Annotated in this window: 12 protein-coding genes; all 12 read right to left on the bottom strand. The window is 60.9% G+C overall.

The window, feature by feature from the left end; all coding sequences use genetic code 11:
* Positions 1-6 precede the first annotated feature (6 nt).
* The 12 genes from def to ACKFRY_RS07955 all read right to left on the bottom strand — a co-directional run bounded on the left by def (position 7) and on the right by ACKFRY_RS07955 (position 14,613).
* The gene (gene def, locus ACKFRY_RS08010) at positions 7-519 is read right to left on the bottom strand and encodes a peptide deformylase (protein WP_005328451.1); all 513 of its coding nucleotides are present in this window, start codon (positions 517-519) and stop codon (positions 7-9) included.
* 99 nt (positions 520-618) lie between these two features.
* The gene (locus tag ACKFRY_RS08005) at positions 619-2,658 is read right to left on the bottom strand and encodes a primosomal protein N' (RefSeq protein WP_408922625.1); all 2,040 of its coding nucleotides are present in this window, start codon (positions 2,656-2,658) and stop codon (positions 619-621) included.
* A gap of 11 nt (positions 2,659-2,669) precedes the next feature.
* Positions 2,670-3,902 carry a methionine adenosyltransferase gene (metK, locus tag ACKFRY_RS08000; RefSeq protein ID WP_408922624.1) on the bottom strand — a complete coding sequence of 411 codons (1,233 nt, stop codon included), beginning with the start codon at positions 3,900-3,902 and terminating at the stop codon, positions 2,670-2,672.
* 109 nt (positions 3,903-4,011) lie between these two features.
* Complete coding sequence (gene coaBC / locus ACKFRY_RS07995) at positions 4,012-5,259, bottom strand: bifunctional phosphopantothenoylcysteine decarboxylase/phosphopantothenate--cysteine ligase CoaBC (RefSeq protein ID WP_179386547.1); 1,248 nt, start codon at positions 5,257-5,259, stop codon at positions 4,012-4,014.
* 129 nt (positions 5,260-5,388) lie between these two features.
* A complete protein-coding gene (rpoZ, locus tag ACKFRY_RS07990; RefSeq protein WP_005324891.1) occupies positions 5,389-5,691 on the bottom strand; it encodes a DNA-directed RNA polymerase subunit omega in 303 nt (100 codons plus the stop codon).
* Positions 5,692-5,731: 40 nt separating this feature from the next.
* Entirely contained in the window at positions 5,732-6,301 is a 570-nt protein-coding gene (gene gmk, locus ACKFRY_RS07985; RefSeq protein ID WP_005328458.1) for a guanylate kinase, read from the bottom strand.
* 8 nt (positions 6,302-6,309) lie between these two features.
* Complete coding sequence (gene mihF, locus ACKFRY_RS07980; RefSeq protein ID WP_005328460.1) at positions 6,310-6,630, bottom strand: integration host factor, actinobacterial type; 321 nt, start codon at positions 6,628-6,630, stop codon at positions 6,310-6,312.
* Between the two features lie 259 nt (positions 6,631-6,889).
* A complete protein-coding gene (pyrF, locus tag ACKFRY_RS07975; RefSeq protein ID WP_408922623.1) occupies positions 6,890-7,729 on the bottom strand; it encodes an orotidine-5'-phosphate decarboxylase in 840 nt (279 codons plus the stop codon).
* Positions 7,713-11,054 (bottom strand): carbamoyl-phosphate synthase large subunit, encoded by a 3,342-nt coding sequence (gene carB / locus ACKFRY_RS07970; RefSeq protein ID WP_408922622.1) that lies wholly within the window; start codon positions 11,052-11,054, stop codon positions 7,713-7,715. Before carB ends, pyrF begins: the two co-directional genes overlap by 17 nt.
* A 25-nt stretch (positions 11,055-11,079) precedes the next feature.
* The gene (carA, locus tag ACKFRY_RS07965) at positions 11,080-12,261 is read right to left on the bottom strand and encodes a glutamine-hydrolyzing carbamoyl-phosphate synthase small subunit (protein WP_408922253.1); all 1,182 of its coding nucleotides are present in this window, start codon (positions 12,259-12,261) and stop codon (positions 11,080-11,082) included.
* Between the two features lie 23 nt (positions 12,262-12,284).
* Positions 12,285-13,622: a dihydroorotase gene (locus tag ACKFRY_RS07960; RefSeq protein WP_408922621.1), complete on the bottom strand. Its 1,338-nt coding sequence runs from the start codon at positions 13,620-13,622 to the stop codon at positions 12,285-12,287.
* Positions 13,623-13,656: 34 nt separating this feature from the next.
* The gene (locus ACKFRY_RS07955) at positions 13,657-14,613 is read right to left on the bottom strand and encodes an aspartate carbamoyltransferase catalytic subunit (protein ID WP_408922170.1); all 957 of its coding nucleotides are present in this window, start codon (positions 14,611-14,613) and stop codon (positions 13,657-13,659) included.

Here is a 14,613-nt window from a genome sequence, read left to right as displayed (position 1 = left end):
AGTGGGCTACGAGGCGTTAAACCACTCGGATTCACGGATGGCGCGCATGGCCTCCTTGCGCACTGGCGCCTCTAGGCGTTGTAGGAAGAGCACCCCATCGAGGTGGTCGGTCTCATGCTGGATGCACCGAGCCATCAGTCCTGAGGCCACCATGGACACAGGGCGCCCCTCAATATCCTGGCCGGACACAAAGACCTGGTTGAACCGCGTGGTTTCCGCGCTAATTCCCGGAATGGATAGGCATCCTTCCGGGCCTGTTTGCTGTTGCTCTCCCACCGGAGTCCAGACCGGGTTAACAATCGCCCCGCGCAGCCCAGATTGGGTATGCGAGCAGTCATAGACAAAGATGCGCTTCAAAATTCCCACCTGATTAGCCGCTAGCCCTACTCCTCCGGCGTTATCCATGGTCTCGAGCATATCGCTCGCCAAAGCACGCAGACCGGCATCAAACTTACTAATTTCCTCCGCGCGGCTACCCAAGACTGGGTCGCCGTAGATACGCAGCTCTCGAAGGGACATGGCAATCACACCTTTCTCATGGCACCGAGACCAAACCGGCCGGTGGTGGCGGCTTCCTCCGTCGAGACTAGCGCATGAGCACCTATGGTCCCGATATGGCTAACCCACGTGGATGGGGTCAACCACGATGCGCAAAGGCAGGTCATCCTTGCGGGCGCTGCGCGCGGCGTTGGCGCTGCGCAATGCCCGCCCCAATTGGGAACGCGGCCCCAGCGGGGTGCGCACGACCAACCGCTGCGGTGGGCCAAAGCGCTGGCTATCGTAGTCACCAGGCAGGCTCTGCCCCGGCGGAAGGGGAACTGGTCCTAATACCTCCGCATGGTCTGGAAGATCCACCAGCTCGGCAAAGCCATCTAAGGATGCATCCGCACCGTCGATGGCAGCAAAATGCACCGCGGGTGGGAAGCGCACCTCGCGCCGGGCAGCAAGCTCTGCGGCGGCCGCGCCCACCATATCCCAACGCAGGAAGTGCTGGACCACGGTGAGCGTCTCATCGGCCGCCAAGATTACTCGACCACCCTTGAAATGCGGTTGCACCAAAGTAGCCGCCTGCGCCCACTTCGCTAGTGTGTCCTCCGTGGCGCGCAGGTCTTGCCGGTTGAGCAATGCTCCGGCGTCCAAGAGCAACGCCGCGCCATAGGCACCATCTTTTACTTTCGGTTCAGCGCCAGGGGTGGCAATGACCAGGGCCGGCGCATTGTCCACCGCATCGAGCACCTTATTTCCACCCGAGACCACCACCCGCGTATTGGGAAAGGCCCGGCCCATTTCCTCCGCGGTACGCTCCGAGCCCAACACGATGGCTCGCAGGCGTGGGGACCCGCATTCGGTGCACCGATGCCGTGCCTCAATGCGACCACACCAGCGGCAGGTAGGCATTCCCGCTTCGTCCGAGCCCGCGCTTGCCGACGCCCCCTTGGGCGGCAGCCCCAATGGCCCATTGCAATGCCGGCAGCGAGCCGGCGCTCGGCACTGGCCACAGGCCAAAATGGGCGCATAGCCCTTGCGCGGTACCTGCACCAGCACCGGCTCTCCCCTATCCAGCGCCTGGTGGGCGGCTTGGAAGGCCTGCGCTTGTACTTTGGTGGTGCCGCCGTGGAGGTCACGGGCGATAGACAGACCGAACGACCCCACCGCCTCGATAGCCGGGCACCGCGCCGTTATGGTTTGCTCTTTGGCCACCACATCGTGCGCCCATCCTGATTCCACGAGCAGCTGTGTCTCTGCTGTTCGCGAATGGTTGGCCAAAACCATGCTGCAGCCTTCGAAGGCTGAGCGGGTGGTGAGCACTTCCCTCGCATGGACATAGGGCTTGAGGTTGTCGACCAAATTATCATTGCCATCATCGAGGATCACCGCCAGTTGCAGGTCTTTGACCGGGGCAAAAGCGGCGGACCTGGTACCAATGACCACGCGGGCTTGGCCCACTAGCGCGGAGAGATAACGGCGATAGCGCGCCTGCGGGCCCATGCTATTAGTCAGCACCGTTATCTGCTTTGCCCCAAGTACCCGGCGAAGCGCAGCCTCTACAGCATCGACGCTCTTCTGGTCCGGGGCGACGAGGAGAACCCCTCCTCCGCCAAGCGCCACTTTAGCAGCGAGTGCAGCCAGCGCATGTGCCCAATCATCGCCCGGGGCGATTTGCCAGGCGGCACGGGCGAGCTTGCCGGCCAGAATCGAATCGACGAAAGCCTCGCCATGTTGATAGGCCGACCATCCTGATAGGTCGGGCTCGCTCGTGGTGCCGAGCTCCTCCCACGGGGTCTCTAAATCGGATTCCTCCGCCTTGGCGTGCCGCGGCGGGATAGCAGAGCGGATAATGTCCGAGCGCACGCCGCCGTAGCGGTCTGCCAGGGCGTCGACAAGCCGGGCCAGCTGCGGCGGATAAACCTGGAAGGGTGAGATAATGCGCTCGATAAAGCGCAGGTTGCCGCCAAATTCGGAGTCATGCCGGCGTTCTAAAACAATCGCATCCACCAAGCGCCCATTGAAGCGGATGCGCACCTTAATCCCCGGTTGGACTTCTTCTGAGTCTGCCTCTTCTACGAGGTAATCAAATCCCCGGTCTAGGTGCGCAACCCCCAAAAGAGGCAACACCCGCGCAACCGGCTTCCGGGTGGCGGGTGTTTTCTTAGGCATAGGCCTCGATTCTACAGACCAGCGGCAGCACGCAATGCTTCCACTCGGTTCAACTGCTCCCACGGCAGCTCAACGTCGGTGCGGCCAAAGTGACCGTAGGCGGCAGTTTGCGCATAGATGGGGCGCAACAGGTCGAGCTCGCGAATGATAGCGGCCGGGCGCAGGTCAAATACCTGATTCACCGCAGCCTGGATATTCGCATCACTCAGGCCTTCCTTAGCGGTACCGAAGGTCTCCACGTACAGACCCACCGGCTTTGCGCGGCCGATTGCATAAGCCACCTGGACTTCAGCGCGATCTGCCAAGCCCGCGGCGACGATATTCTTAGCCACCCAGCGCATGGCATAAGCAGCGGAACGGTCCACCTTGCTCGGGTCCTTGCCAGAGAACGCGCCGCCGCCGTGGCGAGCCATGCCGCCGTAGGTATCGACGATGATCTTCCGGCCGGTAAGACCGGCATCTCCCATCGGTCCGCCAAGGATGAAGGAACCGGAAGGGTTGACCAACAAGGTCGTGTCTTCGGTGTAGTACTTCTCCAAGCCGGCGTCCTTGATAACCCATTCAAGGACCTCGCTGCGCAAGCGGCCTTCCAACCAAGCGCTATCGACCTCGGCATCGTGCTGCGTGGAAATCACCACGGTATCCAGGTGGGACGGCTCATTGTCATCGGTGTAGGCAAAGGTCACCTGGGTCTTGCCATCCGGTCGGAGGTGATCGACGATGCCTTCCTTGCGTACCTGCGTCAGGCGGCGGGACAGGCGGTGCGCCAAAGCGATGGGCAGTGGCATGTACTCAGCAGTCTCATTGGAGGCGTAGCCGAACATCAGGCCCTGGTCGCCGGCACCGGCGGTATCGTTTTCGGCGTCATAGTCCTCGTCATGGGCGCGGGCCTCAGTGGAGTTGTCCACTCCGGCGCCAATTTCCTGGGACTGCTCGCCGATGGCGATATTCACACCGCAAGTGTTGCCATCAAAGCCGACTTCGGAAGAAGTAAAGCCGATGGACTTAAGGGTGTCGCGCACCAGCGCCGGGATTTCTACGTATGCCTCGGTGCGAACCTCGCCCACCACGTGGACCTGGCCGGTGGTTACCAACGTCTCGACGGCGACGCGGGATGCTGGGTCCTTTTCCAGCAGGGCATCAAGGATGGCGTCAGAAATGGCGTCACAAATCTTATCGGGATGGCCTTCTGTCACGGACTCGCTGGTAAAAAGACGAGTTGCCACTGCAGCGTTATCAGTCACAAAAACTTCCTTCGCTCTCACTGTTGATTCGATGCTGTGGGTTTTCTACGCCCAAGCCTAATACCTCACAATCCTAGACCAAGCGGTCTATAAACGCAATTTTAGTTGTCTACACCTGAAACATTTCATTCACAGCCAAAAGAATCTGAGCGGCGACAACCTGCTTCGAGCCATGCTCCACACGTTGTGGCGCGCAATCCGGACGTAAAATCCACCCTTCATTGGACTTTTGACCAAAGGTTTTTCCGCGCCCGACCTCATTGGCCATGAGCACGTCGCAGCCCTTACGCGCAAACTTTTCCTGGGCATAGTCCAAGGCGGACTTCTGGGCATCGCCAGTTTCGGCGGCGAACCCTACAATTACGCATTCGGCAGGGATTTCCGAGCGCTCGCGCGCAGCGACGAGCCCTTTGAGTACATCGGGGTTTTCCACCAGATGGAGCGTCGAGAGCGCATCGTCTGCCTGCCCCTTCTTCATCTTTGACTCGGCGACCTCCGCGGGACGGAAGTCAGAAACCGCGGCGGCCATGATCACCACGTCCGCGTTGCGGGACTCCTCGCGCATGGCATCCTCCAACTCACGGGTGGAGACAATGTGCCGGAGTTTCGCGCCGCTCGGCACAGGAAGCTGGGCGGTATTACCCGCCACGAGGGTGACCTTGGCCCCCATCTGGGCGGCCCATTCCGCGAGCGCGAATCCCTGCCTGCCGGAAGAGCGATTGCCTAAGTATCGGACCGGGTCCAGCTCTTCCTGGGTACCGCCGGCTGATATGACGACCTTCTTGCCCTGCCAGGTGTGTTGCACTCGGTAGCCCGCCATTTCAGTACGGACAATCTCCGCAATCTGTTCCGGCTCCGGCAAACGACCCGGGCCAGAATCTTTGCCGGTTAGGCGGCCGTGGGCGGGCTCGATGACGGTGATACCGCGACGTCGCAAAGTAGCCACGTTGTCCTGCGTAGCGGGGTTATGCCACATCTCAGTGTGCATGGCCGGGGCCACAATAACCGGGCACGTCGCGACCAATACGGTGGCCGTGAGCAAATCGTCTGCACGGCCTGCGGCCAAGCGCGCGATAAGGTCTGCGGTGGCAGGCGCAATGACCACTGCATCCGCATGCTGTCCTACGTTGACGTGCTGCACCTCATCCACGGCCTCAAACACGCTCGTGGAGACAGGATGGCCAGATAGAGCCTCAAACGTAGCCGCGCCCACGAAGTTCAGTGCACTTTCCGTCGGGACAACGCGGACATCATCGCCCGCTTCCTTGAGATTGCGCACAAGGTGGCACGCCTTGTAGGCAGCGATGCCGCCAGCGACGCCCAGAACAATATTGCGAGAGGTATCTTTATCAGTCACACCGCACGATGGTACCTGCCGACATAGAGAAAGGCTCCACCCGCCGCGACCAAGAGGTGCACCCCAAACCGGGGATACACGCCTGTGGCGGCGCGTGGAGCCTTAAAGCTATTACACGCTTAGTGCTAGCTACTTGCCTTCCTCGTGGTCAAGCAGGCCAGCATCAATCTCGCGCAATGCGATGGACAAAGGCTTTTCGCCTGGCTCTGGGGTAACCAGCGGGCCTACGAACTCGAAGACACCTTCATCCTGCTCTTGGTAGTAGCTATTGATCTGGCGTGCGCGCTTAGCGGCAAAGATGACCAAAGCGTACTTAGAGGAAACCTTGTCCAAAAGCTCATCGATCGGGGGATCAGTAATGCCGATCGGATCATCAAATACTGGTTCCGCCTTTGCGGCTTCAGTGTTAGAAGGGGTGGTCACGTTAGTCACATGCACCTTTACATTGATTGAAGATGGTCAAAAAGGAGGTCTATGCTCGCAGGATATCACTAATGGCAGCTACTGCCTCGTCCAAATCCTCGTTCACAACGACGTGATCGAACTCGTCCTGTGCGGCTAGTTCCTCATGCGCAGTTTGCAACCTACGGTCAATGACGTCTTGCGGCTCGGTACCGCGGCCGGTGAGCCGCTCCACAAGTACCTCCCATGACGGGGGTGCCAAAAAGACCAGGTCTGCCTCCGGCAGCGCTTTCTTCACACTCCGAGCACCCGCGAGATCAACCTCAACGAGTACCGGGCGGCCAGCGGCCAAAGCTTCCTCTACCGGCTGGGCGGGCGTTCCAGAGCGCTGCAATCCGCCGTGGATATCAGCCCATTCGAGCATCTCCCCGGCATCGATTCGCTGCTGGAAGGCTTCTGGGGTGACGAAGAAGTAGTCGACACCGTCCTGCTCCCCGGGGCGGGGCTGGCGCGTGGTCATAGACACGCTGAAGTACAGCCCCTCGACGTCACTGCGAAGACGCGAAACTACGGTGGATTTTCCCACTGCGGAAGGCCCCGCCAATACGACGAGGCGCCCGCGTGCAGTTGCGTCAGCCATGGTTGTGACTATTCGCCGTAGCCGAAACGCTCGAGGAGAGCACGACGCTGACGCTCACCCAGGCCGCGCAGACGGCGGGTCTGAGCAATCTCCAGATCCTCCATGATTTCCTTAGCCTTGACCTTGCCAACCTTCGGCAGAGCCTCGAGGAGTGCAGAAACCTTGGTCTTGCCGATGATCTCATCGGTCTCAGCCTTTTCGAGCACGTCCTTCAGGTCGGTCTCGCCGCGCTTGAGCGCAGCCTTGAGCTCGGCGCGAGCCTTGCGGGCCTCAGCGGCCTTTGCGAGAGCTTCCTTGCGCTGCTCATCAGTCAACTTTGGAAGGGCCACGGGTTTCCTCCGATTCATTAGATTGATTCTGTTACGTCTAGTACTTGGTACCAGATTACGGCTGCCTAACGCAGTTTATACACCGCGGAAAGTCATCAATAACCTTCGAGCAAACCGACTTCTGGCAATCCTAGCACTGCTCATTGAACGGTGACGATTAGCGGGTCCAAAAGCACGGCTATTTTAGCACGTCACCGCACATACCTTAAACAAAGTACCAGGTAAACGGCGCGGCCGTTAATCAGCCACGCCGCCCCTTTTAGTCCCGGAACTCTGCCGCCACCTGAGCAACCGCTTTGCGCAGGTCAGCGACGTCAGGACCTTGCTCCAGCACTGCTCGGGATACATTGGCGAATCCCAGCGATGGTCGAGCAGAAACAATGCCGTGCACCTGCTCTGGGCCGGCGCCCTGGGCACCGACGCCCGGCAGAAGAACTGGGCCATTGAGCGCATCGAGGCGCGGCGGATTGTCCAACGTAGCGCCGACGACTACGCCGACATCGCCAGGCTTGCCCGCCTTGTGCGCCTCGACATTGAACGCGGCGCACTCATCGACGACGCCCTGAGCGATAGTGCTCTCCTCGCCCACCGGGACCGACTGGATGGCACGTGCCTCCGGGTTGGAGGTAGCCGCCAGGACGAATACACCGCGGCCGGTTTCTTCGGCCTTGGTGAATACCGGCCCGAGTGCACCAACGCCTAGATAGGGCGACACGGTCACAGAGTCTGCGCGCAGCGGCGAACTATCGCCGAGCCATGCGTCTGCGTAGCCGGCCATAGTGGAGCCAATATCGCCGCGCTTGGCATCGGCCACAGTTAGGCAGCCCGCTTCGCGCAGGGCAGCCAGAACGTCTTCGAGGACTGCAAAGCCCTGGGAGCCAAAGCGCTCAAAGAAGGCTACCTGTGGCTTTACCAAGGCGGCGGTATCGCTAAAGGCTTCAACGCAGCGCATGCTAAAGGTCCGCAGACCATCAGCGGTGGGCTCCAGCCCCCACTTGTCCAAGAGATACGGATGGGGGTCGATGCCAACGCACAGGCGCCCGCGTTCCTGGCCGGCTTCTTCTAGGCGCTCGCCAAATCCTTTAGTGCTGTGGGCCATGCTCAAGCTCCTGGAGTGCACGTACCTGCAGGTTGCCAATGCGCATCGCTTCGATGCCCTGGACCGCTGCGGTTACACCCTGCACGGTGGTCACCAGCGGAATCTCCATGTGGACAGCCGCGGCGCGGATATCGTAGCCGTCGTGGCGGGCACCGGCGGAGCCGGCCGGGGTATTGAGAATCCAGTCGATCTCGCCGTTGAAAATCTTATCCACGATGGACTCTTCGCCTTCCTTGGCCTCAGAGACCTTGGCGGCAACCTCGCACTCGATACCGTTGCGGCGCAGCATCTGGGCGGTGCCGGCGGTAGCGACGATGTTGTAGCCCATGTTGGCCAGGCGCTGAATCGGGAAGATCAGGGTGCGCTTGTCGCGGTTGGCAACAGAAACGAAGACGGTGCCCTCCGTGGGCGGCACGGCGAAGGCTGCAATTTCGCCCTTGGCATAGGCCGCGCCAAAGTTGGTAGCCAAGCCCATGACCTCACCGGTGGATTTCATCTCTGGCGAGAGCAGAGTATCGAGCAGGCTGCCATCGGGACGGCGGAAGCGATTGAATGGCAAGACTGCTTCCTTGACGGCAATCGGGTGCTCCAGCGGCAAAGAGCCACCGTCGTATTCGGAAGGAATCATGCCTTCGGCGCGCAGGTCGGCGATGCTCGAGCCCATCATGACGCGAGAAGCTGCCTTAGCCAGTGGTACGCCGGTGGCCTTAGAGACAAACGGCACGGTACGGGAAGCACGCGGGTTCGCCTCGATGACGTAGAGGATGTCATCCTTCAAGGCGAACTGGACGTTCATCAAGCCCTTGACGCCAATGCCCTCGGCGAGCAGACGGGTGGACCGGCGGACCTTTTCAATGTCCTCTGGTCCAAGGGTCATCGGAGGCAGCGCACAGGAGGAGTCGCCGGAGTGAATGCCGGCCTCCTCAATGTGCTCCATGACGCCGCCCAGGTAGACCTCGTTGCCGTCGCACAAAGCGTCAACGTCAATCTCGATGGCGGAATCCAGGAAGCGGTCCACCAGAACCGGGTGGTCCGGAGACAGCTCGGTGGCACGCTCGATGTAGTCTTCCAGCGCCTTTTCGTCATAGACGATTTCCATACCGCGGCCGCCCAGCACGTAGGACGGACGAACCAGTACTGGGTAACCGATGGAGGAAGCAACCTCGCGGGCCTCCGCGAAGGAGGTGGCGGTGCCGTACTCCGGAGCTGCCAATTCTGCCTCATCGAGGACCTTGCCGAATTCGCCGCGGTCCTCGGCGGAATCGATTGCTGCAGGGCTGGTGCCCACAACCGGAACGCCTGCCTCCTCCAGGCGGGCAGCGAGGCCCAGCGGAGTCTGGCCACCCAGCTGGACAATCACACCAGCAACGTCACCGGAAGCGGCCTCCGCGTGGTAGACCTCCATGACGTCCTCGAAGGTCAGCGGCTCGAAGTAGAGGCGGTCTGCGGTGTCGTAGTCGGTGGAGACGGTCTCCGGGTTGCAGTTGACCATGACGGTCTCGTAGCCCTGCTCCGAGAGCTCAAGGGCCGCGTGAACGCAGGAGTAGTCAAACTCGATACCTTGACCAATGCGGTTAGGTCCGGAGCCCAAAATGATGACCTTACCCTTGGAGCCTTCCGGTGCCGGGCGAACCTCGGTCTCGGCATCCGGATTGAGCTCATAGGAGCTGTAGTGGTACGGGGTCTGTGCTTCGAATTCGCCGGCACAGGTATCTACGGTCTTGTACACGGGGCGGATGCCCATGCGCCAGCGCAGGCTGCGTACGCCATCCTCGCCGTTGAATTCGGGGCGGAGGGCGGCAATCTGGGCGTCGGAAAGCCCAAAGACCTTGGCCTCGCGCAAAAGCTCCTCGGTGAGCACTGGGGCGTCGATAAGCTCCTGGCGGAAGGCCACCAATGTAGCCAGCTCAGCGATGAACCAGGGATCAACACCGGAGGCCTCATGTACCTCATCTACAGAAGCGCCGAGGCGAAGGGCCAGCTCGATGTCGTACATGCGGCCCTCGGTTGGGCGCTCCAGATCCTTGAGCACCGCCTGCAGGTCGGTAGCACGCTCACCGGCGAAGTACTCATCCGGCTTGGTCCAGAAACCATTCGGCTTGTTTTCCAAAGAACGCATGACCTTGTTCAGGCCCGCAATGTAGTTGCGGCCAATACCCATGGCCTCGCCCACAGACTTCATGGTCGTGGTCAGGGTGTCATCGGCACCCGGGAACTTCTCAAAGGCAAAGCGTGGAGCCTTGACGATGACGTAGTCCAAGGTGGGTTCGAAGGCGGCCTTGGTCTCGCCGGTGATGTCGTTTTGCACCTCGTCCAAGGTGTAGCCAATGGCGAGCTTGGCCGCCAGCTTCGCAATCGGGAAACCGGTGGCCTTGGATGCCAGCGCGGAGGAACGGGACACGCGCGGGTTCATCTCGATGACGATGATGCGACCGTCATCCGGGTTTACCGCGAACTGGATATTACAGCCGCCGGTATCGACGCCGACCTCGCGAATAATAGCGATGCCCAAGTCGCGCATCTTCTGGAACTCACGGTCAGTGAGGGTCAGCGCCGGGGCGACGGTGACGGAATCGCCGGTGTGCACGCCAAGGGCATCCACGTTTTCGATGGAGGCAACAACCACGACGTTATCGTCGCCATCGCGCATGAGCTCGAGCTCGTATTCCTTCCAGCCGAGGATCGACTCCTCAATCAGGACATTGGCCTCGGGGGATGCTGCCAGGCCGCCGCCGGCAATGCGGTCTAGGTCCTCATTATTGAAGGCTAGACCAGAGCCCAAGCCGCCCATGGTGAAGGATGGGCGGACTACGACAGGCAGGCCAAGCTTGTCGACGGTCTCGTGGACCTCATCCATGTTGTGGCACACAGCGGAGCGGGCGGACTCACCGCCGATGGAGGCGACGATGTCCTTGAATTTCTGGCGGTCCTCGCCGCGCTCGATGGCGTCAATATCGGCACCGATGAGCTCAATGCCGTACTTGTCCAGAATCCCCTTGCGGTCCAGCTGAACTGCAGCATTCAGGGCGGTCTGGCCACCCAGGGTAGCCAGCACAGCATCGATGGGGTGTCCCTCTTCGCGCTCCTTGACCAAAATCTTCTCGATGTAGTCCGGCTCAATGGGCTCGACGTAGGTGTGATCCGCAAACTCAGGGTCGGTCATGATGGTGGCCGGGTTGGAGTTGACCAGAGTTACGCGCAGGCCCTCCTCCTTGAGCACGCGGCAGGCCTGGGTACCGGAGTAGTCGAACTCGCAAGCCTGGCCGATGACGATTGGGCCGGAGCCGATGACCAGGACGTGGTTGATGTCGTTGCGCTTTGGCATAGTTATTCTTCCTTTTCCTGGTTGTCTACTTATTTGGGGTGTGGTTAGCCATCAGTTCTTCAAACTGATCAAATAGCGGGTTGGCATCGTGCGGGCCCGCAGCGGATTCTGGGTGATACTGCACGGAGTAGGCCATGCCGTTGCGCAATGCCACGCCCTCGACGGTGTCGTCGTTGAGGCAGATGTGGGTGACCTGCGCGGGGCCGAAGTCGGTGGCGAACTCGGCGTCGTTGCTGTTTAGGTCATAGCCTTCCGGCGCCTTCAGCGCGAAACCGTGGTTCTGGGAGGTGATATCAATCTTGCCGGTCACGTTATTGCGCACCGGCACGTTGATGCCGCGGTGGCCGAACTTCATCTTGTAGGTGTCCAGGCCCAGCGCGCGGCCCAGGAGCTGGTTGCCAAAGCAGATGCCGAAGAACGGGATCTTGGCTTCGAGCACCTGCTTGATGATGCCCACCATTTCATCGGCGGTAGCCGGGTCACCCGGGCCGTTGGAGACGAAGACACCATCCGGGTTATAAGACTTCACCTTGTCAAAGGAGGTATTTGCGGGCACGACGATGGTTTCGATGCCGCGCTGGGAAAAGTGGCGCGGGGTTGCGGTCTTCACGCCCATGTCGAAGGCAACGACGGTGTACTTCTTCTCCCCTACGGCCTCAACCGTGTACGGCTCGTCGGTAGATACCTCTGCGGCGAGGTCGGCGCCTTCCATGGAGTCCTGGGACTTAACTTCCTTGAGCAACTCCTCTACCGGGCGCTGTGCATCTTCGCCGGAGAACAGGCCGGCGGCAATGGAGCCGTAGTTGCGCAGGTGGCGAACCAAGGTGCGGGTATCAATGCCGCGGATGCCAATGACACCCTGCTTTTCCATCTCCTCGCTCAGGCTGCGCTCCGCGCGCCAGTTAGAAACGCGCTGCGCGAGGTCGCGGATGACGAGGCCCGCAACCCAGATGTGGTTGCCGTGGGACTCATTGTCCTCGTCGTTCCAACCGGTATTGCCAATGTGCGGCGCTGCGGAAACCACAATCTGGCGGTGGTAAGACGGGTCCGTCATGGTCTCCTGGTAGCCGGTCATCGCCGTGGTGAATACGGCCTCGCCCAAGGTGGTGCCGGTGGCGCCAAAGCCATAACCGCGGAAGGTGCGCCCGTCCGCGAGAACGAGGATTGCTGGGGTTCTATCAGTCACGTCGTGGCCTTTCTCTGCCATATAGGTGGTCTCAGTGTGCAAGGTTAGTCTTCTTCGGAGGCTGCCAAGTCAAAAGTGACGGCACCTCGCAAAATGGTGTGGGTAACGCGGGCGCCAAATTCTTCGCCAGCGTACGGGTTGTTTTCGGACTTGGAGGCCAGCTTGGCGGAATCAGAAACCCAGTGGTGGTTTGGGTCCACAATGGTCAAGTTGGCAGGCTCGCCCTCTGCGATCGGGCGGCCATGGCCCGGCAGGCGGGTGATTTCTGCGGGGCGTTCGGACATCACACGGGCGACAAAGCGCCAATCGGCCAGGCCGGTTTCGACGAAGATTTTGGCGATGACGGCCAGGGAAGATTCCAGTCCCAACATGCCAGGGCGGGCATTTTCAAATTCCACGCACTTGTCTTCGGAGCCGTGCGGGGCGTGGTCGGTGGCAACGCAGTCAATGGTGCCGTTAAGCAGCGCCTCGCGCAGGGCCTCGGTATCGCGCTGTTCGCGCAGCGGCGGGTTGACGCGGAAGAGGCCATCGTAGGTGCGCAGCTTGTCATCGGTCATCAATAGGTGGTGCGGGGTTACCTCGGCGGTGAGAGGAATATCCTGCTCCTTTGCCCACTTCAGCAGCTCCACGGTGCCCTGCGTCGAGGCGTGGCAAATGTGCACGCGGTTGCCGTAGTCGCGCGCCAATAAGGCGTCGCGAGCCACGATGGATTCCTCCGCCACGCGCGGCCAGCCGCGCAGGCCTAGCTTGGCCGCGGTCTCGCCTTCATGGGCGGAGGCACCGCCGGTCATGCGGTCGTCCTCGGCGTGCTGCGCCAGCAGCACGTCCATGCCCTTGGCGTATTCCAAAGCACGACGCATTAGCTGCGGATCCTGGACGCACTTGCCGTCATCGGAGAACATGCGGACCTTGGCGTCCGAGCGGGCCATCATGCCGAACTCGGTGAGGGTCTTTCCTTCCAAGCCCTTGGTAATGGAGCCCACCGGATGGACATCGCACAGCGCCAGTGCTTGGGACTTGGCCCATACGGACTCAGCGATGATCGGCTGGTCGGTCACAGGGTTGGTATTAGCCATGGTGAACACGGCGGTGAAACCGCCCTTGGCGGCAGCCTTGGAGCCGGTCTCGATGGTCTCGGTATCCTCGCGACCGGGCTCGCGCAGGTGCACGTGCATATCCACCAGACCTGGCAAGAGCACGTTGCCCTGGCCGTCGATGACCTGTGCATCCTCGGCTTCTGCCGTAGCGCCGATGGTAGCGATGATGCCGTCCTTGACCACGACATCGGTGGGCTCGCCTTCGCCGTACAGGCGCACATTCTTAATCACCAGTGGGGATTCCGCCGGCGCGGAAAGGCGACCGGTTTCCGGGTAAGTAGTCATTGTCTCTCCCTAAAGTTGAGTGTGGGTCGCGGTTTTAAATGCCGGCGTTTTCGCCATTGGTCAGCAGGGTAAACAGCACCGCCATGCGGGCGTGCACACCGTTGTGTACCTGCTGTAGGACCGCAGTTTTGTCCAAATCTGCGACGCCGTAGTTAATCTCCATGCCGCGCAGCATCGGGCCGGGGTGCATGACGATGGCGTCCTTGTGCATGGCCGCCGCGCGATCCTTGGACAGGCCAAAGAGGTTGGCGTACTCGCGGTGGGAGGGGAAGAAGCCGCCATTCATGCGCTCTTGCTGGACGCGCAGCATCATGATGACGTCGGCGTCTGCGATTTCCGCATCAAAGTCATAGGACACCCGCACCGGCCAATTCTCAACCCCAAAGGGCATGAGGGTGGCTGGGCCTACGAGGGTTACTTCAGCACCGAGAGTGGTAAGCAAATCTACGTTGGAGCGCACGACGCGCGAGTGCAGGCAATCGCCCACAATCTTTACCTTCAGGCCGGCAAAGCCTTCGTCGCTGTGCAGGCCTAAGCGCTGGCGCATCGTGACGGCGTCGAGAAGCGCCTGCGTTGGGTGCTGGTGCGCGCCGTCGCCCGCGTTGATCACTGAAGGTCCCTTGCCGTTAGGGGCTACCCACTGGGCCAGCTGCTGCGGCGCACCAGAGGAAGGGTGGCGCATGATGATCGCATCGGCGCCGATGGCGGCCAAGGTCAGGCCCGTATCCTTCAGGGACTCGCCCTTCTTTACCGAGGAGGTGGAGGCGGACAGGTTGATAACGTCCGCGGACATCCACTTTCCGGCCGTTTCAAAGGAAGAGCGGGTGCGGGTGGAGTTTTCATAAAAGAGGGTATAGATGGTCCGGCCCCGCAGGGTCGGCAGCTTCTTTACCTCGCGGCCTTCGAGGGCCTCGCGGAAGCGATCCGCTTCATCCATTAGATCGGTAATTTCGCTTCGGTCTAGCTCTGCCATATCGATGAGGTGCTTCAT

Source organism: Corynebacterium tuberculostearicum, from assembly GCF_046097255.1.
In the GTDB taxonomy this organism is placed as follows: Bacteria; Actinomycetota; Actinomycetes; order Mycobacteriales; family Mycobacteriaceae; genus Corynebacterium; species Corynebacterium tuberculostearicum_J.
Note: the sequence above shows the minus strand (reverse complement) of the source record. Positions and strands in the feature narration are given on the sequence as shown.

Excerpts from the sequence above, each read along its gene's own strand:
- def (WP_005328451.1), bottom strand. The coding sequence starts at position 519 with ATGTCCCTTCGAGAGCTGCGTATCTACGGCGACCCAGTCTTGGGTAGC.
- ACKFRY_RS08005 (WP_408922625.1), bottom strand. The coding sequence starts at position 2,658 with ATGCCTAAGAAAACACCCGCCACCCGGAAGCCGGTTGCGCGGGTGTTG.
- gmk (WP_005328458.1), bottom strand. The coding sequence starts at position 6,301 with ATGGCTGACGCAACTGCACGCGGGCGCCTCGTCGTATTGGCGGGGCCT.
- pyrF (WP_408922623.1), bottom strand. The coding sequence starts at position 7,729 with ATGGCCCACAGCACTAAAGGATTTGGCGAGCGCCTAGAAGAAGCCGGC.
- carB (WP_408922622.1), bottom strand. The coding sequence starts at position 11,054 with ATGCCAAAGCGCAACGACATCAACCACGTCCTGGTCATCGGCTCCGGC.
- carA (WP_408922253.1), bottom strand. The coding sequence starts at position 12,261 with ATGGCAGAGAAAGGCCACGACGTGACTGATAGAACCCCAGCAATCCTC.
- ACKFRY_RS07960 (WP_408922621.1), bottom strand. The coding sequence starts at position 13,622 with ATGACTACTTACCCGGAAACCGGTCGCCTTTCCGCGCCGGCGGAATCC.
- ACKFRY_RS07955 (WP_408922170.1), bottom strand. The coding sequence starts at position 14,613 with ATGAAGCACCTCATCGATATGGCAGAGCTAGACCGAAGCGAAATTACC.